Genomic DNA, 18,566 nt, shown 5'->3' with positions numbered 1-18,566 from the left:
TGGCGGGCGTGAACATGACCGCGCGTGCGGGGAGGGCGGGTTGACCTGGGACGGCGCCAACCGCGGCCGTCTGTGCCCTTGTCCGGGGGCGGGGCGGGGCCGTGCTCCGGGGGTGGGGTGGCGCGGCCTCGGGGTGGGGTGGAGCGTCGGAGGGCCGCCCCGGTGGGGCGACCCTCCACGGTGGACCTCAGCCGAAGGGGCTGTTCTCCGGTGCGACGGCCGGCGGGGCGGCCGGGGCGTCCTGGGTGAACATGCCGGACGGCGGTGCGAAGGGGTTGAAGTCCGGCGGCGGGATCATCACCGGAGTGCCCTTGGGCTTCCGGTCCTCCTCCTGCGACTCCTCCTCGGACGGCAGGGTGACCGTCGGCGCGGGGACGGCCGGCGGCGCCGAGGGCGGCGGCGGGACGGGGGCCGACTGCTGCGGGAGGGTGGTGCCGAAGGGGTCGCTCGGCTGGTCGGCCGTCACCGTGCCGAACGGATCGGTGACCGGGGCCGACGCGGCCGCTGGTGCCGCGGCCGGGGCGACGGCGTTCATGGGCAGCGGGGCGAAGGCGAAGGGGTTGAAGTCCGGCGGCGGGATCATCACCGGGGTGCCCTTGGGGCGGTCGTCCTCCTCGGCGACCGGCACGGTGGTGTCGGTGAGCGTCGGGGGCAGCACGCCGAAGGGGTCGAAGTCCGGCGGCGGGACCGCCACCGGGGTGCCCGCGGACGCGGCGTCCGGTCCGTCGTCCGGGACGAGGATCGGCTCGGCCGGCGTCCGGTCGGCGACCGGGGCGAAGGGGTTGAAGTCGGCCGGAGGGACGCGCACCGGGGTCCCGCGCAGGTGCACCGGCAGCGGCGTCGGGTCGGCGGGGGCGGGATCGGTGAAGACCGTCGGTAGCGACGGAAGGCCGGCGGCGGCGGGCTCCGCGGCGGCGGGCTCCGCGGGGGCCGGTGCGGCCACGGGGGCCGGTGCCGGTGCCGGTGCGGCGGGAGCCGGGGCCGCGGTGACGCCGCGGGCCGGCGTCGGGGTGAGGACCGGGGGAGGGGTCTGCACCGGGACGGCCGGGGCGGTGAGCGTGCCGGCGACGCCGTCCCAGCCGAACTGCACGCTCGTCAGCAGTTCGGCGAAGGCCTCGGTGTACAGGTCCCAGTCCTGCGGCTGGCCCGTGGTGAGCTGGACGCAGAGCACCGAGACGCCGTCCGGCAGCGGGACGAACGCCTCCACCACCGAGGTGACCGCCCAGCGCCGTCCGCCGTCGGCGGCCAGCGTGCCGGGCACCGGGACGCTGCGTCCCTCGACCAGGACGGCGGCCGGGCCGGCCGGCAGCAGCACCGTCCAGACCTCGGCGTGCCGGCGGACGGTGGCCAGTTCGGTGGCGAGGCCGGCGATCGGCAGCGGGTGCCGGGCCAGCGAGACCACCAGGGTGGCGTCGCTCGGGCGGCCGTCCACCTCGACCGCGCAGACGCCCGCGTAGACGGTGCCCGAAGCGGTGAGGACGTCCGCCAGGGTGGCGGCGATCACCGCGAAGTCGCGGCGCGGCGCCGGGCCGGTGCCGCTGAACAACTCCTCGGCCACCTCGGCCAGATGGGCGGTCAGCTCGGTGGCGGCCGCGGCGGTGGCCGGGTCGAGGCCCTTACCGGCGGCCGCGGCGTCGGCGGCGGCAGGGCTGGTGGGCACCGTACGGGCAGAGACGCCGGGCGGACCGCCCGGGGAGGTCAGCGGGTGGAAGCCGGGCGGTACGACGAGGCGGACCTCGGCGCCGGCGCCGGTGGCCAGCTCGACCGGCTGCCGGGTCTGCTGCCCGGAGGCGAGCGCGGCCAGCGCGGCGGCGAACGGCGGGCGGAGCTTGGGGTCGGCGGCCTCACCGGACACCGGCAGCTCGAACAGCGCTGCCGAGAGGGTGCCCCGGTCGGCCACCGCGCCGCGCACCGCACCGCCGCCGTACCGGGCGAGCAGCGCGTCCGTGGCCGGTCCGGCCACCGGGGCGCCGGTGCCGGGGCGGGCCGTCCCGGCGGTGACGACGGTGCCGAGCCGGTCGACGGCGTCGTACACCGGGCCGTTGGGGGCGAGCCGCAGGTTGAACAGCGACTCGGCCGACGGGTGGGTGCCGCCGCGCAGCGTGGTGAGCGAGGCCGCCGGGTGGCGGGAGGCGTGCGGTGCGAGGAGGGCCTCGGTGAGCGCGCCGAGCGTCGCGGACACCTGCTCCGCGGCGGCGAAGGGATTGGTCTCCGCGGTGAACTGGCCGTCCTGGGTCAACTGATGAGCCCCCCGCTCTGCTGCGTCTGCGTTCGGTGGTCCGGTGGTCCGTGCGCGCCGGTGACCGGATGCGCCGTCGGATCCGTGGACATTCCTATCAGAGCCCGCGGTCGGGGCAGAACCGGCGGCCACTCCGGCGGGGCCGGCGGCGGTCGGTCAGCCGGCCGCGGAGCCGGTCGGTCCGCGGGTCGCGGAGTCCGTCGGCCCGTCAGCTCTCCGGTCCGTCGGCCGGTCAGCCGGTCAGCCGGTCAGCCGGTGGGTCGGCCAGCCGGTCCGTCAGTCCGAGGGCCCGGCCGCCAGCGCGGCGACGGCGTCCGCGATGCCCGGGACGGCGAACAGCCCGGCGAGGTCGCGCACGAGCCGCCCGGCCGGGCCGTCGGGGCGTTCCCCGGCGAAGAACCCGGCGAACTCGGCGGCCAGCGCGGGCTCGCGGGCGGCGGTCAGGGTCAGCGAGGCGACGAACTCCTGGACCAGGTGGAGCTGGAGCTCCTCCAGCGGCACCGAGCGCTCGGCCAGCCACTCCAGCGAGGTGATCTCGGCATTGGCGATCCAGGCGCGGACGGTGAGCCGCACGCCCGGGCTGGGCGAGGGGAGGGCCAGGTGCGCCAGGATCTGGTCGGCCGCGGCCTGCCGGACGTCGTCGATCACCGCGGTCGTCCCGGCGCTGGCCGCGACCGAGCCGCCGCGCAGAAGTGCGGCGAAGCCGGGGCCGTGGCTCTGCACGAAGTCCAGGTAGCGGCCCATCACCCGGTGGAGCCGGTCGGAGAGCGGGCCCTCGTGCGGTTCCTCGAACCGGCCGGCCAGCTCGCGTCCGGCCCGGCGCAGCGACTCCTCGTACAGCGCCTGCTTGCCCGGGAAGTAGTGGTAGACCAGCGGGCGGGAGGCCCCGGCGGCGGCCGCGATGTCGTCGATCGAGACCTCCTCCGGCGGGCGGCGGCTGAACAGCTCCAGCGCGACGGCGATCAGCTGCTCGCGCCGCTCGTCCACGCTCAGCCGACGGCGGGGCTTCTCACCACCCTTGCCACCGCCCTTGCCCGCCGCGTCGCCCGCCGCCTTGGCCGCGCCCGTACCGCCGGCCGGCCCGGTGTCGGGGCCGGTGGTCCGGTCGCTGCTCCGGTCGGTGCTCCGGCGGGGGCGCGCGGACGGGGGCGACGCCGACGGCGTACGGGAGGCCATGCGCGCCACCCTATCCGGCCGCGCTATCCGCGCAGCTCGCGGTAGCGGCGGTACGCCTCCAGCCCGTCGGGGACGAACTCGTCGCGCGCCAGCCGCTCGTCCAGCTCCGCCGGGGTGAGCCAGGCGTGCCAGGCGACCTCGGACTCCTGCGGCGACACCGGGCCGTCCCAGCGGGCCTCGTACACGTCGCACCACCAGGAGAGCCCGCCGCCCCGGTACAGGAACTTGAACAGCGGCTGCGGCTCGATCCCGTGCACGCCGAGCTCCTCCTCGGCCTCCCGGACGGCGGCGCTCGCGTACGACTCGCCCGCGCCGACCACGCCGCCGACGAACACGTCGTGCGCGCCGGGGGCGAACAGCTTGGTGTCGGTGCGCCGGTGCACGAAGATGCGCCCGGCCGGGTCGCGGACCAGGATGAAGACGCAGCGGTGGGTCAGCCCGTCCCGGTACACCTCTCCGCGCCGGGCGGTCCCGATCACCCGGTCGTGCTCGTCGACGACGTCCAGCAGCTCTTCGGCAGGGTTGGTCATGACGGACAGGTTAGGGTTTCCGGGCCCGGTTCGAACGCACCGAACGGAACTGCGCACGGACTCCGCACGGACTCCGGACACGGGCACGGTACGCATTCGGACGAGGCTGGGCGGCACGCGGTGGTGGAGATCTGGGGCGGGACGGCCGAGGGCTTCGAGCCGGTGCGCGACGCCTTCGCCCGCAACTTCCGGGAGTACGGCGAGCTGGGCGCGGCCTTCGCGCTGTACGTGCGCGGCCGCAAGGTGGTCGACCTGTGGGGCGGCGACGCCCGGCCGGAGGTCGGCGGGCGGCCCGCACCGGCCGTGCCGTGGACGGCCGACACCGCGCAGGTGCTGCGCTCGGTCACCAAGGGCCTGACAGCCACCACCGCGCTGCTGCTGGCCGACCGCGGGCAGCTCGACCTGGACGCGCCGGTCGCCTCGTACTGGCCCGAGTTCAAGGCGGCCGGCAAGGACCGGGTGCCGGTGAGCTGGCTGCTCTCGCACCAGGCCGGGGTACCCGCCCTGGACGTGCCGCTGCGCCTGGAGGACGTGCTGACCTGGGAGCGGGCGGCGGCGGCCGTCGCCGCCCAGGCGCCCGCCTGGGAGCCCGGCACCGCGCACGGCTACCACCCGTACACCTTCGGCTGGCTGGTCGGCGAGGTGGTCCGGCGGGTGAGCGGGCGGACCGTCGGGCAGTACTTCGCCGAGGAGATCGCCCGGCCGCTCGGCCTCGACCTGTGGATCGGGCTGCCGGCCGGCGCCGCCCCGCGGGTGGGCCGGCTGGTGGACCTGCCCGCGCCGGAGGCCGCCCGGACGGGGCCGAGCGGGCTGCGGCTGCGTCCCAAGCAGGCGGTGCGGGACGCCTACCAGGACCCGGCCTCGCTGACCGCCCGCGCCTTCGCCTCGGTGCGGCCCGGGGTGGACCTCAACGACCCGGCGGTCCAGGCCGCCGAGATCCCCGGCGCGGGCGGGATCGGCACCGCCCGTTCGCTGGCCCGGTTCTACGCGGCGCTGGTCGGCGCGGCCGACCGGCACGGCGGGGCCGGTGAGGTCCTGCCGGCGCTGTTCGGGCCGGAGCTGCTGGCCCGCGCGGTCGGCCCGGCGGTCAGCGGGCCGGACCGGGTACTGATCGTCAACTCGACGTTCGGCCTCGGCTTCTTCCGGCACGGCCCGACCTCGCTGATGGCCTCGCCGGCCAGCTTCGGCCACCCGGGCCGGGGCGGCTCGCTCGGCTTCGCCGACCCCGACCTCGGGCTGGGCTTCGGCTACGTCACCAACGGCATGCAGCCCGGGGTCACGGGCGACGTCCGCTCGCGGAACCTGATCCGCGCGGTGCGCGGCTGCCTCGGGCTGCCCGCCTGAGGGCCGGACCCTAGGCCTGGCCGGTCTCGAAGCGCGAGATCTTCCCGTGGTCGACGGTGAAGCGCCAGGCGGTGCGCATCTCGCCCCAGGTGTCGTTGCTGTAGTTGGCGATCAGCGCGTGCCCGCCGTCGGACTCGGACTGGACGTCCATGTGGCCGCGGCTGGAGAAGATCTCGCGCTCGGTCCAGTCGTCGACGTCGCGGTCGGAACCGTCGTCGGACATGGTCGCGTCGGGGGTGAGCAGATCGCGGAAGGCGGTCCGGTCGCCCGAGTTGACCGCGGCGACGAAGGCGCGGACGGCCGGGTCGGACAGCTTGGCGACGGCGATGGTCATGGGGTCTCCCAGGGGGACGAGGGATAGGGACCTCCTGTTTATTGCGTCGCCCGGGCGTGTCCGGGAATGTCGGCGGCGCGTCGGAGATTTTCCATTTTCGTGTGCTTAGATCCGCTATGGGCGATTTGCATGGAGAAGGGAGCCCCGTATGGGCCCGGCCGAACTGCTCGTCCTGACGTTCCCGCAGCAGACCATCACCGTCGAGGCCGCCGAAGCGCTCGCCAAGCTGCGCACCGGCGGCGACGTCCGGGTGATCGACTCGCTGGTGGTGACGCGGCACCCGGAGGGCGAGGCGACGTACGGAGAACTCGCCGACTTCGAGCACCTGCGCGGCGTCGTACCGGACGGGAGCGCCGAACTGCCGCTGATCGGACCGGAGGACGCCCAGGAGGCGGCCGAGCTGCTGGCGCCGGGGACGGTGGCGCTGCTGGTGCTGATCGAACACGTCTGGGCGCAGGAGACCGCCGAGGCGCTGCGCGCGATCGGCGGGCGGATCGCCTCGGGCGTCCGGATCCCGCCGGAACACATCGACGAGGCCGTTCGCGCCGCCGAGGCGCACCGCGCGGCCGGGAAGTGAGGACGCCATGTTCCGACCTCTGCGCCCGATCCGCCCGGTGCGGGTGATGCGGCCGGTGGGCGCGCCCCTGGTGCGCGGTCTGGTGGTGGGCGGCGCCGCGTACGCGGCCGGCCGCGGTGCGGCCGACCGTCGCCGGGGTGAGCAGGACCAGAACGAGGCGATCGCCGCGTTGCAGGCCCAGCTGGCCGCCCCGGCGGGAACGGCCGCACCGGCCGTCGCGGTCGTCGCGGCTGCGCAGCCGGGGCCGGCCGCGTCCGCCGTGCCCACCGCGTCCGGCCTTCCCGCCGTGCCCATCGCGTCCGCCGCGTCCGGGCTTCCCGCCGCGTCCGCCGGGGCGCCGGACCTCGCGGACAAGCTCGCCGATCTGGGCCGGATGGCCCAGCAGGGCCTGCTCACCCCTGAGGAGTTCGCGACCGCCAAGGCGCGGCTGCTCGGCGGGTGAGCTCGGGAGAAACGCGGCCGGGCGCCCCACCCGGGTGCCCGGCCGCGGACCACGGGGAGTGGTAACGGAGTGGGAAGTCGGCCGGCCCGACTTCCCACTCCGCGTTTTCGGGCCCGGTGCTCCCGGGCGGGGCGTGCCCCGCAGCGGGCCTGCCGGGGGCGGGTCGCGCCCGGCACCCGCGCCGGAGGCCTGCGCTCAGAAGCCCCTTGCCCGCGGGGGCCCCTTGCCCGGGGGCCTACCCGGGGGCCTAGAAGAGGCCGAGCGCGTCGGGGGAGTAGCTCACCAGGAGGTTCTTGGTCTGCTGGTAGTGCTCCAGCACCGCCTTGTGGGTCTCCCGGCCGATGCCGGAGTTCTTGTAGCCGCCGAAGGCCGCGTGCGCGGGGTAGGCGTGGTAGCAGTTGGTCCAGACGCGGCCGGCCTGGATGGCCCGTCCGGCCCGGTACGCGGTGTTGCCGTCCCGGGACCACACGCCCGCGCCGAGGCCGTACAGGGTGTCGTTGGCGAGGGCGATGCCGTCGTCGAAGTCCTCGAAGCGGGTGACCGCGAGGACCGGGCCGAAGATCTCCTCCTGGAAGATCCGCATGCCGTTGACGCCCTCGAAGACGGTGGGCGTCACGTAGTAGCCGCCCGCGAGCGACCCGCCGAGGTCGGCGCGTTCGCCGCCGGCCAGCACCTTGGCGCCCTCGGCCTGGCCGATCTCGATGTAGGAGAGGATCTTCTTCAGCTGGTCGTCGCTGGCCTGGGCGCCGACCTGGGTCTCGGTGTCCAGCGGGTTGCCCTGGCGCATCGACCGCACCCGCTCCAGGCCGTCGGCCAGCAGCCGGTCGTAGACCGTGGACTGGATCAGCGCCCGGCTCGGGCAGGTGCAGACCTCGCCCTGGTTGAGGGCGAACATCGCGAAGCCCTCCAGCGCCTTGCCGTAGAAGGCGTCCTGCTCGGCCGCGACGTCGGCGAAGAACAGGTTGGGGCTCTTGCCGCCGAGCTCCAGCGAGACCGGTATCAGGTTGCCGCTGGCGTACTGGGAGATCAGGCGGCCGGTGGTGGTCTCGCCGGTGAAGGCGATCTTGCGGATCCGGCTGCTGGAGGCCAGCGGGCGCCCGGCCTCCAGGCCGAAGCCGTTGACCACGTTGAGCACGCCGGGCGGCAGCAGGTCGGCGATCAGCTCGACCAGCACCAGGATCGACGCCGGGGTCTGCTCGGCGGGCTTGAGCACCACCGCGTTGCCGCCCGCCAGGGCCGGGGCGAGCTTCCAGACCGCCATCAGGATGGGGAAGTTCCACGGGATGATCTGGCCGACCACGCCCAGCGGCTCGTGGAAGTGGTACGCCACGGTGTCCTCGTCCAACTGGGAGAGGCCGCCCTCCTGGGCGCGCAGCGCGCCGGCGAAGTAGCGCAGGTGGTCGACGGCGAGCGGCAGGTCGGCGGCCAGCGTCTCGCGCACCGGCTTGCCGTTCTCCCAGCTCTCCGCGACGGCCAGCGCCTCCAGGTTCGCCTCCATCCGGTCGGCGATCCGCAGCAGCACCTGGGCGCGCTCGGCGGGCGCGGTGCGGCCCCAGGCCGGGGCGGCGGCGTGGGCGGCGTCGAGCGCGGCCTCGATGTCCTCGGCGGTGCCGCGGGCGACCTCGGTGAAGACCTCGCCGGTGACCGGGCTGGGGTTCTCGAAGTACTCGCCGCGGACCGGCGGCGTCCATCGCCCGCCGATCCAGTGCTCGTACCGGGGGCGGTAGTTGACGATGGAGCCAGGGGTGCCGGGGGGCTGGTAGACCGTCATGCTCTGGGGGCCTCCTCGCGTGGTCGGGGGGCACCGCCGCGGCGCGCTCGGGCCGGGCGGTGCGCCGGACCGCGGACCGGTGGCCCGGCGGTCCGGCGGAGGGTGCGGACGCGCACGTGGGCCGGGCGCCGCCGGGGCGCCCGCCGTCTGGCACCCTAGCCGCGGACGGCGGGCACGGCTACGGTCCGTACAGAACGCTTCCACGGAGGGTGCCTATTCGGCCGTTTTCCGTCATGCCGACGAGGGCCGGCCCGGGCCCGGACGGGTGTGCGTCCGGGTTCGCGCGGAGCCGGTCGGGCTCAGGCGGCGAGGTAACGGCCGGTGTGGGACTCCCAGTTGAGGTACCCGGCGAGCCAGGTGACCAGGCCGTCGGCGTAGCGCTGCGCGATGGTGCGCTCCACCCGGGACAGGCCCAGTTCGCGGTGGACGTCGGGGAGGCGGTCGTACAGCCCGCGGCAGCGCTCGACCATCAGCTGGGCCTCGTCCATCACCACGGCGCAGGCCTCCTCGGCCGAGCAGTGGCGCTCCCGCTGCACGATCATCACCAGGTTGTTGACGTCGCCACGGGGCGCCTCCAGCGGGAACGACCGGACGTCGTTGCTCAGCGAGGGGATGTCGGCGGCGAGCTGGCGGATCTGGCGGAGCACCGGGTGGTGGAGTATGGCGGCGGGCACCTCGAAGTGGCCGAGGCACTCCACCATGTCGAAGATGGTCTCCATCGCTGCGGTGCCGCGGCGCAGGGCCAGGTAGCCGTCGCGGTCCGGGGGCCGCTCGGAGATCCGGCCGGCGGCCTCGGCGGGGTGGCTGGCCAGGTACCACTCCCAGTTGTACGCGGCGCGTGCCTGCCAACGCGCGGGCATCCCGCGTACGCTGCGTTCCCAGAGGTCCGCGAAGGCGGTCTCGACGGCGGAGGAGGGGTCGGGCCTGCCGCCGTGCAGGACGGAGATGAGCCGCTCGCAGATCGGGGCCACTTCGGCGGGGCGGCGGCCGAGGGGGCCGTCGAACTGGTCGTCGAAGAGGAAGTAGAAGCCCATCAGGTCGGCGGCCAGGGCGAGTTCGTCCGGCCCGGCATCGGGGTAGCCGAGGGCTGCGAGGGCGACGACGTCCCAGTGCGCGTAGGAGGGGTGCGAGGGGTCCGGGAGCAGCGGGTGGCGGGTCAGCCAGTCGCGGTGCAGTTCGGCGGCGTGCGGAGCGTGCGGGCTTCGGCGGTGCGGGAACGGAATCTGAAGTGAGGTGTCGTCAGACATCGGACTCCCGGTGCGGCGGAGGGTGGGGGTGCTGGTGGTGCCTGTGCTGGTCGTGGGGGAGGGCGAGTTGGAGCGGCTGAACGCGGTGCGCAAATCGGCATGGCAAGATCAACTTGGCTCGGGGGCCGTAGAGTATCCGATGCAATGATCGGACGTTAGGGATATAGGGCAATTGCCCTTGGCAAGCTGTCCGAACCCTCAATCTCCGTTCCAGCCTGGGCGAATGCCCGACAGCACGCCCCCCACGGCGCTAACCTCGGCTCCAGGAGCAGGGTACGGCGAGGCGGAGGCGCGAGGGTGACCGAGCAGGGACACGAACTTCGGGCGGGGGCGGGTGCCGATGGGCGGGAGTCGGAGACCGTTCCGCACCGGGTCAGGCTGCGCGACCGTGACGCCGAACTCCGCTCGGCCGAGGCCGCGGTGGAGAAGCTCTGCCGCGAGTTCGCCGCCGGCGGCACCGAGATCGGCGAGCTGCTCACCTTCTCCGGACGGCCCGGCATCGGCAAGACCAGCCTGCTGCACGAGGTCCGCCGGATCGCCAAGCTCCGCGAGGGCGCCACCGTCCTGTTCGCCCGTGGCGGCGAGCGTCAGTCCAACGAGCCGTACCACGTCCTGCGCCAGCTGCTCCAGCCCGTCCTCGGCAGCCTCGACCCCGCCGAGTTCCGGCAGGTCATGGGCACCTGGGAGGAGGTCGTCGGTCCGGCCATGGGGCTCAAGCAGCCGAAGGCCGGGGCCCGCCGCCTCGACCCGCAGGGCGTGCGCGACGGCCTCGACTACGTCCTGACCCAGCTCGCCCCGCGCCGGGCGCCGCTGGTGATGATCGTCGACGACCTGCACTGGTCCGACCTCGAATCGCTCGCCTGGCTCGCCTCGTTCGCCCTCCGCGCGAGCGAGCTGCCCGTCCTGCTGGTCTTCGCCTACCGGGACGACATCGCGGACTGGCAGCCCGAGGCCCAGGAGCACCAGGCAGCCGTCACCTCCCTCGCCACCCGCCGGCACGAACTCGGCCGGCTCACCCTGGTCTCGGTCACCGACATGGTCCGCGCCGAACTCGGCGACAAGGCCGAGGACGCCTTCTGCTACGAGTTCTGGAACGTCGTCAACGGGAACCCGTTCGAGGCCGTCGCCCTCCTGGACCAGGTGCGCGACCAGGAGCTCGACCCGGTCGAGGAGAACTCCCAACAGCTGCGCGAACTCGCCGTGGACGCCACCGGGACGACCCTCACCGGCTGGCTGGAGCGGCTCGGCGCCAGCACCCTGCGGTTCGCCTGGGCCTGCGCGATGCTCGGCACCGACATCCGGCCGGACCTCGCCGCCCGGATCTCCACCCAGAGCCCCGAGGCCTCCCGCGAGTCCATCAAGCAGCTGCGCAAGCAGCGCGTCCTCACCCAGACGCCGAACGGGAACCTGGAGTTCGTCCACCCGCTGATCGGCAGCTCGATCTACAACACCATGAAGGAGTCCACCAAGACCGGCATGCACGGGGTGGCCGCCGCCGAGATCGAGAACGCCGGGCTCGGACTGCTCGCCGCCTCCCGCCACCTGGTCGAGACCTTCCCCGGTGAGGGGGACGACCGCACCGTCCGCAAGCTGCGCAAGGCCGCCCAGGAACACCTGCTGATCGGCGCGCCCGAGGCGGCCCAGCGCTGCCTGCACCGCGCCCTCGCCGAGCCACCGGACGACGACATCCGCGCCGAGGTGCTGTACGAGCTGGGCTGCTCCGCGCTGCTCACCGACCCGATGGCCACCGTCAACCAGCTGAAGCTCGCCCTCGATCCCGACGAGGGACCGCTGCGCCCCTCGCTCCGGGTCGACGCCACCTTCCGGCTCTCCGAGGTCCTCGCGCACAGCGGCCAGCTCGGCGAGGCCGCGCGGGTCTGCCAGGACGAGGCCGAGCAGACGGAGGACGACTCCGCGGGCCGGCTCCGGCTGGAGGCCGCCGCGTTCATGTGGCACGCCTACCGCAAGTCCGAGGAGGACGGTCCGGCCCGCTCCGAGCGGCTGGGCGAGCTCTGCCGCAGCCTCACCGGCCGCGAGGCCGCCGACCGGGCCGTCCTCGCACTGCGCGCCTGGGACCTCACCCTGCGCGGCGAGCCCTCCGCCGAGGTGCTGCGCCACGCGGACCAGGTCCTCGACCAGGGCCGGCTGCCCAAGGGCCTCGGCTGGACGGACAGCACCTGGGGCTTCGAACTGCCCGCCACGCTCGGTCTCTCGTACACCTACAGCGACCGCATCGCGCAGGCCGAGCGGCTCTTCGGCGACGCCATCGTCCAGTTCGAGATCGCCGGCTGGAGCGGTGCCCACCGCGGCTTCGCGTACTTCCTGATGGGCCTGGCCCGGTTCCGCCGCGGCCTGCTCGCCGAGGCCGAGGACTTCCTGCGCCGCGCCCTGCGGCTCTCCGAGCGGATCGGCCCCAAGCTGCCGCTCGCCTGGGACGCGGTCGGCGTCCTGGTGGACACCCTGATCGCCCGCGGCCGCACCAACGAGGCCTGGGACCTCGCGATCGGGTTCGGCTTCAGCCCGCCGTACCACGCCACCGCGATGGTGCTGCCCGACGCGGCCTCCCTCTACGGCAAGCTGCTGCTCGCCAAGGGCCGCAAAGCCGGGGCCGCCGCCGCCCTCACCGAGGCCGGCGCCCAGCTGGACGCCCGCGGCTGGCACAACACCGTGTGGGCGCCCTGGGCCGGCCACCTCGCGGTCGCGCTCGCCGAGGACGAGCCCGAGCGGGCCCGCGCGTACGCGGAGCGGTCCGTCCGGGACGCCCGCCGGTTCGGTACCGCCTCGGCGATCGGCACAGCGTTGCGGCTGCACGCCGAGATCGCGGACGGCCAGCAGGCGGTCGAGCTGCTGGAGGAGGCCGTGCGCCACCTCGGCCAGTCGCCGGCCGGCTACGAGCACGCCGTCGCGCTGGTGGACCTCGGTGCGGCGCTGCGCAGGGTCGGCCGGCTGGAGGACGCCCAGGAGTTCCTCTACCAGGGCATCGAACTGGCCCAGCACTGCGCCGCCGACGGCCTGGTCGACCGGGCCCGCCGCGAGCTGGCCAACTACGGCCTGCGGCCCAACCGCCTCGGCGACGTCCGGGAGATGCTGAGCCAGCCCGAGTGGGACGTCGCCCGGCTCGCCGTTCGGGGCGTGCCGCCGCAGCGGATCGCCGACGAGCTGGGCGTGCACCTCAGCCTGGTGAACCGGCGGCTGGCCGCCGTCTACCGCAAGGCGGGAAGCGGCCCGGACGGGCTCGCCTCGGCGCTCGGCCTGCCGCCCGAGCAGCGCGAGGGCACCGAGGACGGGCGCGAGGGCGCGGCCGGCCGGGACGGCGGCACGGTGGAAGCCTGACGACGGACGGAAGTACGACGGCGGGCGGACGCCTTCGACGGACGGACGCCTTCTGGCGAGCGAAGGTACGACGGCGGGCGGAAGCCTGACGGCGGCGCGCGGGGCGGCAGGAGCGCCCCCGCCGCCGCCCCGCTGACTAGGCTGGCCCACGGGGCGGCGAGCCCCGGACGGACCCGGTACCAGGGGGCCGCGGCGCACCGCGGCCGCCAGTGAGGAGCAGGTCATGGCGACGCCCCCGGCGAACGGGTCGCAGGCGACCGGTGTGCGGCGCGAGCCGCTCGAACCCGCGGGCGCGGGCGCCGCGATCGAGCGCTGGACGCTGCGGGCCGGCCCGTACGAGGCGACCGTGCTCACCCTCGGCGCCACCCTGCACTCCCTGACCGCCCCCGACCGCACCGGCCGCCCCGCCCAGGTGCTGCTCTCCAGCGACCGGCTCGCCGAGATCCTCGGCCCGGCCCGGCACTACGGCGCGGTGGTCGGCCGGTACGCCAACCGCATCGACGGCAGCAAGGTCACCATCGACGGCGAGGAGCACCCGCTCGCCCCGACCGGCGGCGGCGTCACCCTGCACGGCGGTCCGGACGGCTTCGTGCACCGGATGTGGGAGTCCGAGCCGCTGCCCGACGGCGTCCGGCTGCACCTGCACAGCCCGGACGGCGACCAGGGCTTCCCCGGCGCGCTCGACGTCACCGTCGACTACACGCTGAGCGCCGCCGGCGAGCTGGTGATCGGCTATCGCGCGACCACCAGCAGGCCGACCGTCCTCAACCTCACCAACCACGCGTACTTCAACCTCGCGGGCGAGGGCAGCGGCGACGTCCTCGGTCACCTGCTCACCCTGGACGCCGACGAGTACACCCCCGCCGACCACCGGCAGATCCCGTACGGGCGGACGGAGCCGGTGGCCGGCACGCCGTTCGACTTCACCTCCCCCCGGCCGATCGGCAAGTCGGTGCAGGACGAGCACCCGCAGCTGACCGGGCCCGGCGGCTACGACCACAACTGGGTGCTCCGCCCGCGCCCGGCCGACGGCACCCCGGCCCGGGCGGCGCTGCTGGAGGACCCGGCCAGCGGCCGCACCCTGGAGGTGCTGACCACCGAGCCGGGCGTGCAGGTCTACACCGCCAACAAGTTCCAGGGCGCCGTGACCGGTGCGAGCGGCGTGCCGTACGGGCCGTTCGCCGGGATCGCGCTGGAGACGCAGCACTTCCCGGACTCCCCGCACCACCCCGCCTTCCCCGGCACCGAGCTGCGGCCGGGGGAGGAGTTCCGCTCGACCACGGTGCTGAGGCTGGGCGTCAGCTGAGCCCGCCCGTGCCGAGCTCCCTGCGCATGCAGAGCCGCGGCCAACGGTCGAGGCCGTGCCCGGCCTCGCGGCGGCGGATCTCCCGCAGACCCGGGGTGACCTCGGCGTCGGCGAGCGGCCGGAAGCCGAGGCGGGCGTAGTAGGGGGCGTTCCACGGGACGTCGGCGAAGGTGGTGAGGGTCAGGGCGGGCGCGTCGGTGGTGGCCGCCAGGTGCTCGATCAGCGCCCGGCCGATGCCGCGGCGCGCGTGGCCGGGGTGGACGGACACCTGCTCGATGTGGAGGGCGCCGTCCACCGGCTCGGCCAGCAGGTAGCCGACCGGGGTGCCGCCTTCGCCCCCGGCGCGCCCCGCGCCCCCGCTGTCCCCGTCGCTCTCACCGCCCCCGCCGCCCCCGCTGTCGCCCTCGTCGCCCTCGTCGGAGAGGGCGACCAGTGCGGTGCCCCCGTCCAGGAAGTGGGCCAGCTCCTCGACGGTGGGCGGCTCGTCCTCGGCGATCTCCGGCATCCCGATGGCGGCGAACGGTGCCCCGGCGGCCCGTTCCAGCTCGCGCAGCAGTGGCAGGTCTTCCCCGGTGGCGGCTCTGATTCGCATGGGACCAGTCTGCTGCAAGGCCTTTCGGCAACCCAGCGTATTAATTACCGGGGTCTCTATCGGGAGGAAACGGACAAAGCGCCACGCCTTGGCCGCCTGTCAACTACCGTGCGGCCACGTCCAGGACACGCGGGCGTAACGATCCCCATTTCTTGCAGAAACTTGCTGCAAGGACTTTCCGTGGCGATTGCGCCGCTGTTAACTTCCTTCCGAGCCCGACGGCAGCAACGGTGCGGTCGGCACGAGGCAGCCATTATGCGCCTGTCTCCCAACATCTCGGGCACCCCCACCCCTCCCAAGGAGTTCTCATGCGGCGTGGCATCGCGGCCTCTGCCCTCGTTGTGGCCCTCGCGGTCTCGATGGCTGCCTGTGGCAGCAGCGGCTCCAGCTCGGACGGCAAGGCCGACGGGCCGGTCACCCTCACGTACTGGGACACGTCGAACGCCACCAACGAGGCCCCGAACTACCAGGCCCTCGTCAAGAAGTTCGAAGAGGCCAACCCGAACGTCAAGGTCGACTTCGTCAACGTGCCGTTCGACCAGGCGCAGAACAAGCTCCAGACCGCCATGGGGGCCAAGGGCGCTCCGGACGTGTTCCGCTCCGAGGTCGGCTGGACCGCCGCCTTCGCCAAGGCCGGCTACCTGGAGCCGCTGGACGGCACCCCGGCCGCCGCCGACGCCGGCGCCTTCCAGCCCAGCCTCGTCCAGCAGGCCAAGTACGAGGGCAAGCTGTACGGCGTCCCGCTGGTCACCGACACCCTCGGCCTGCTCTACAACAAGGAGCTCTTCACCAAGGCCGGCATCACCGCCGCCCCCAAGACCTGGGACGAGCTGAAGACCGCCGCGGCCGCCGTCAAGGAGAAGGCCGGCGTGGACGGCTTCTGGCTGAAGGCCGCCGACGGCTACTACGCGATGCCGTTCCTGTTCGGCGAGGGCACCGACACCGTCGACGCCGCCGGGAAGAAGATCACCATCGGCTCGGCCGAGGCCGTCAAGGGCATCGAGACCTACAAGACGATGTTCACCGCGCCGGGCACCGCCAAGGCCGACGTCACCAGCGACGCCTACGCGCACATGATGGACGCCTTCAACAGCGGCAAGGTCGCGGCGATCATCCAGGGTCCCTGGGAGATCACCAACATCTACAAGGGCACCGCGTTCGCCGACAAGAACAACCTCGGCATCGCCCCCGTCCCGGCCGGCTCCGCCGGCAAGGCCGGCGCCCCCACCGGTGGCCACAACATCTCCGTCTACGCCGGCTCGGACAAGGCCCACAAGGCCGCCGCCGAGAAGTTCGCCGCCTACATGACCTCCGCCGAGAGCCAGGCGTTCATCGCGCAGAAGAACTCCACCCTGCCGACCCGCGCCGACGCCTTCACCCCCGAGGTCAAGGCCGACCCCGGCATCGCCGGCTTCCAGAGCGTGCTCACCAGCGCCCGTCCCCGCCCCGAACTGCCCGAGTACAGCTCGCTGTTCGCCTCGCTGGGCACCAACCTCGGCAAGGTGGTCCAGGGCACCGGCACCCAGGACGGCCTGAACACCGTCGCCACCGACTACGCCAAGCTCCTCCCGGGCTTCGCCAAGTAGTCACCCGAGCCGCCCGGCCCGCCACCCCCGGCGGGCCGGGCGGCCAGACCCGTAGCAGCAGTCGCCGTAGCGAGGCGGCGGACCTCCCCGAGAAGGTGTCGAACATGTCAGTCGCCGTGCAGGGCGCCACCGGCCAGGGCAGCCGGGAGCGCGATCCGCGTCCGGGCCTGATGGAGCGCCTCAAGCGCTCGTACGCCAAGCACTGGTACGCCTACGCGATGATCGCGCCGGTCGTGATCGTGCTGGGCGTACTGGTGCTCTACCCGCTCGCCGAGGGCTTCTGGCTCACCCTCACCGACGCCAACAGCCTCAACGCCGCCCGCAAGATCGGCGTCAACGAGATCCCCGCCAGCTACAAGTTCGTCGGCTTCGACAACTACGCGGACATCCTCTGGGGCCCGGGCTCGTACGACCGCTTCTGGTCGCACTTCGTCTGGACCATCGCCTGGACCGCGATCTGCGTCTGCCTGCACTACACCGTCGGCCTCGGCCTCGCCCTGCTGCTCAACCAGAAGCTGCGCGGCCGCGCCGTCTACCGGATGCTGCTCATCCTGCCCTGGGCCGTGCCGACCTTCGTCACCGTCTTCTCCTGGCGGCTGATGCTCGCCGACGGCGGCGCCGTCAACAGCCTGCTCTCCGCCCTGCACCTGCCCGAACCCGGCTGGCTGGACGACCCGTTGGCGCAGAAGGCGGCCGCCATCCTGGTCAACACCTGGGTCGGCGTGCCGTTCATGATGATCTCGCTGCTCGGCGGCCTCCAGTCGATCCCGGCCGAGCTGTACGAGGCGGCCGAGATGGACGGCGCCACCCCGTGGCAGCGGTTCCGCCACGTCACCCTGCCGGGGCTGCGCACCGTCTCCTCGACCGTGGTGCTGCTCGGCGTGATCTGGACGTTCAACCAGTTCGCCGTCATCTTCCTGCTGTTCGGCGGCAACGCGCCCGACGCCCAGCTGCTGGTCACCTGGGCCTACCGGCTCGGCTTCGGCCAGCAGCCCCGGGACTACGCGCAGTCCGCCGCGTACGGCGTCATCCTGCTCTCCATCCTGATCGTCTTCACCGCCTTCTACCGGCGCTGGCTGGCCCGCAACGAGCAGGCCAACGGCTGACGCCCCGTCCCCCCAGCGACCACGAAGGCAGGTACCCCCGATGAGCACCACCACCGACCGACCCACCACCGCCGCCGCCGCGCGTCCCGCGCCGCCGGCCGGCCGTCCGCCCAAGGTCCGCCCGCGCGGACAGGCGAGCCCGGCCTCCCGCGCGCTGTCCCACGGCGCGCTGATCCTGGCCAGCCTGATCGCGCTCTTCCCGGTGGTCTGGATCCTCTACGTCTCGCTCGGCCCGGACAAGACGGACTACCTCCACCCGGGCGCCATCCTCGACAAGATGACGCTGTCGAACTACCACACGGTGCTGTTCGACACCGACTTCTTCACCTGGTTCGGCAACGCGTTCCTGGTCTCCGGCGTCACCACCGTCTTCGGCGTGCTGATCGCCGCCACCACGGGCTACGCCGTCTCCCGGATGCGCTTCCCCGGCCACAAGCCGCTGATGTGGTCGCTGCTGGTCACCCAGATGTTCCCGATCGCGGTGCTGATCGTGCCGATGTACACGATCCTCTCCGAGCTCGACCTGCTGGACAGCTACCTCGGCCTGATCCTGGTCTACTCGACCACCACGGTGCCGTACTGCGCCTGGCTGCTGAAGGGCTACTTCGACACCATCCCGGTGGAGATCGACGAGGCCGGCCGGGTCGACGGGCTCTCCCCGTTCGGCACCTTCTGGCGGCTGGTGCTCCCGCTCGCCAGGCCGGGCCTGGCCGTGGCCGCGTTCTACTCCTTCCTGACCGCATGGGCCGAGGTGGCCTTCGCCTCCACCTTCATGCTCAGCTCCGACAAGTACACCCTGGCGGTCGGCCTGCAGACCTTCGTCAGCGAGCACGACGCCCAGTGGAACCTGATGGCGGCGACCGCCGTACTGATCGCGATCCCGTCCTCGGTCCTCTTCTACCTGGTGCAGCGTCACCTGGTCACCGGCCTGACCGCCGGCGCCTCCAAGTCCTGACCTGCCGCTCTCTAGTCCCAAGGGATAC

At 73.8% G+C, this 18,566-nt stretch carries 15 protein-coding genes; 8 read left to right on the top strand and 7 right to left on the bottom strand.

From position 1 onward, the window contains the following. Positions 1-187: 187 nt before the first annotated feature. From J5Y04_RS00175 to J5Y04_RS00165, 3 genes are all read right to left on the bottom strand, one after another. The gene (locus tag J5Y04_RS00175) at positions 188-2,239 is read right to left on the bottom strand and encodes a hypothetical protein (RefSeq protein WP_209408500.1); all 2,052 of its coding nucleotides are present in this window, start codon (positions 2,237-2,239) and stop codon (positions 188-190) included. 276 nt (positions 2,240-2,515) lie between these two features. Beyond that, complete coding sequence (locus J5Y04_RS00170; protein WP_374105927.1) at positions 2,516-3,415, bottom strand: TetR/AcrR family transcriptional regulator; 900 nt, start codon at positions 3,413-3,415, stop codon at positions 2,516-2,518. A gap of 23 nt (positions 3,416-3,438) precedes the next feature. Further along, positions 3,439-3,945 carry an NUDIX hydrolase gene (locus J5Y04_RS00165; RefSeq protein WP_209408497.1) on the bottom strand — a complete coding sequence of 169 codons (507 nt, stop codon included), beginning with the start codon at positions 3,943-3,945 and terminating at the stop codon, positions 3,439-3,441. A 120-nt stretch (positions 3,946-4,065) separates the two neighbouring features. On the opposite strand from J5Y04_RS00165, the gene J5Y04_RS00160 reads away from it, so the two are divergent. After that, complete coding sequence (locus J5Y04_RS00160; protein WP_209408493.1) at positions 4,066-5,289, top strand: serine hydrolase domain-containing protein; 1,224 nt, start codon at positions 4,066-4,068, stop codon at positions 5,287-5,289. Positions 5,290-5,299: 10 nt separating this feature from the next. On the opposite strand, the gene J5Y04_RS00155 is transcribed toward J5Y04_RS00160, so the two are convergent. Next, positions 5,300-5,623, bottom strand: a complete 324-nt coding sequence (locus tag J5Y04_RS00155; RefSeq protein ID WP_209408488.1) for a nuclear transport factor 2 family protein — start codon at positions 5,621-5,623, stop codon at positions 5,300-5,302. A 148-nt stretch (positions 5,624-5,771) separates the two neighbouring features. On the opposite strand from J5Y04_RS00155, the gene J5Y04_RS00150 reads away from it, so the two are divergent. Continuing rightward, positions 5,772-6,200: a DUF6325 family protein gene (locus J5Y04_RS00150; RefSeq protein WP_209408484.1), complete on the top strand. Its 429-nt coding sequence runs from the start codon at positions 5,772-5,774 to the stop codon at positions 6,198-6,200. Between the two features lie 7 nt (positions 6,201-6,207). Further along, the gene (locus tag J5Y04_RS00145; protein ID WP_209408479.1) at positions 6,208-6,642 is read left to right on the top strand and encodes an SHOCT domain-containing protein; all 435 of its coding nucleotides are present in this window, start codon (positions 6,208-6,210) and stop codon (positions 6,640-6,642) included. Positions 6,643-6,889: 247 nt separating this feature from the next. Here the strand turns inward: J5Y04_RS00145 and J5Y04_RS00140 are convergent, their stop codons facing one another. Together J5Y04_RS00140 and J5Y04_RS00135 are read right to left on the bottom strand one after the other, a co-directional pair. Continuing rightward, on the bottom strand, positions 6,890-8,413 hold the full coding sequence (locus tag J5Y04_RS00140) for an aldehyde dehydrogenase family protein (RefSeq protein ID WP_148641596.1): 1,524 nt from the start codon (positions 8,411-8,413) through the stop codon (positions 6,890-6,892). A 299-nt stretch (positions 8,414-8,712) separates the two neighbouring features. Next, on the bottom strand, positions 8,713-9,660 hold the full coding sequence (locus J5Y04_RS00135; protein ID WP_209408472.1) for a terpene cyclase: 948 nt from the start codon (positions 9,658-9,660) through the stop codon (positions 8,713-8,715). A 297-nt stretch (positions 9,661-9,957) separates the two neighbouring features. Here J5Y04_RS00135 and J5Y04_RS00130 point away from each other — a divergent pair, with 297 nt between their 5' ends. Both J5Y04_RS00130 and J5Y04_RS00125 read left to right on the top strand, forming a co-directional pair. Further along, positions 9,958-12,993, top strand: coding sequence for an AAA family ATPase (locus J5Y04_RS00130; protein WP_307852846.1), 3,036 nt, complete (start codon positions 9,958-9,960; stop codon positions 12,991-12,993). A gap of 223 nt (positions 12,994-13,216) precedes the next feature. Further along, a complete protein-coding gene (locus J5Y04_RS00125; RefSeq protein WP_209408468.1) occupies positions 13,217-14,299 on the top strand; it encodes an aldose epimerase family protein in 1,083 nt (360 codons plus the stop codon). Here the strand turns inward: J5Y04_RS00125 and J5Y04_RS00120 are convergent. Next, positions 14,292-14,891, bottom strand: a complete 600-nt coding sequence (locus tag J5Y04_RS00120) for a GNAT family N-acetyltransferase (RefSeq protein ID WP_209408465.1) — start codon at positions 14,889-14,891, stop codon at positions 14,292-14,294. The genes J5Y04_RS00125 and J5Y04_RS00120 overlap by 8 nt on opposite strands. Positions 14,892-15,199: 308 nt before the next feature. On the opposite strand from J5Y04_RS00120, the gene J5Y04_RS00115 reads away from it, so the two are divergent. From J5Y04_RS00115 to J5Y04_RS00105, 3 genes are all read left to right on the top strand, one after another. Continuing rightward, positions 15,200-16,477 carry an extracellular solute-binding protein gene (locus J5Y04_RS00115; RefSeq protein ID WP_209408462.1) on the top strand — a complete coding sequence of 426 codons (1,278 nt, stop codon included), beginning with the start codon at positions 15,200-15,202 and terminating at the stop codon, positions 16,475-16,477. A gap of 104 nt (positions 16,478-16,581) precedes the next feature. Beyond that, on the top strand, positions 16,582-17,583 hold the full coding sequence (locus J5Y04_RS00110) for a carbohydrate ABC transporter permease (protein WP_209408450.1): 1,002 nt from the start codon (positions 16,582-16,584) through the stop codon (positions 17,581-17,583). A 40-nt stretch (positions 17,584-17,623) separates the two neighbouring features. Continuing rightward, on the top strand, positions 17,624-18,538 hold the full coding sequence (locus tag J5Y04_RS00105) for a sugar ABC transporter permease (protein ID WP_209408442.1): 915 nt from the start codon (positions 17,624-17,626) through the stop codon (positions 18,536-18,538). Positions 18,539-18,566: the final 28 nt, after the last annotated feature.

It is taken from the genome of Kitasatospora sp. RG8 (genome assembly GCF_017813315.1).
Taxonomy (GTDB): domain Bacteria; phylum Actinomycetota; class Actinomycetes; order Streptomycetales; family Streptomycetaceae; genus Kitasatospora.
Note: the sequence above shows the minus strand (reverse complement) of the source record. Positions and strands in the feature narration are given on the sequence as shown.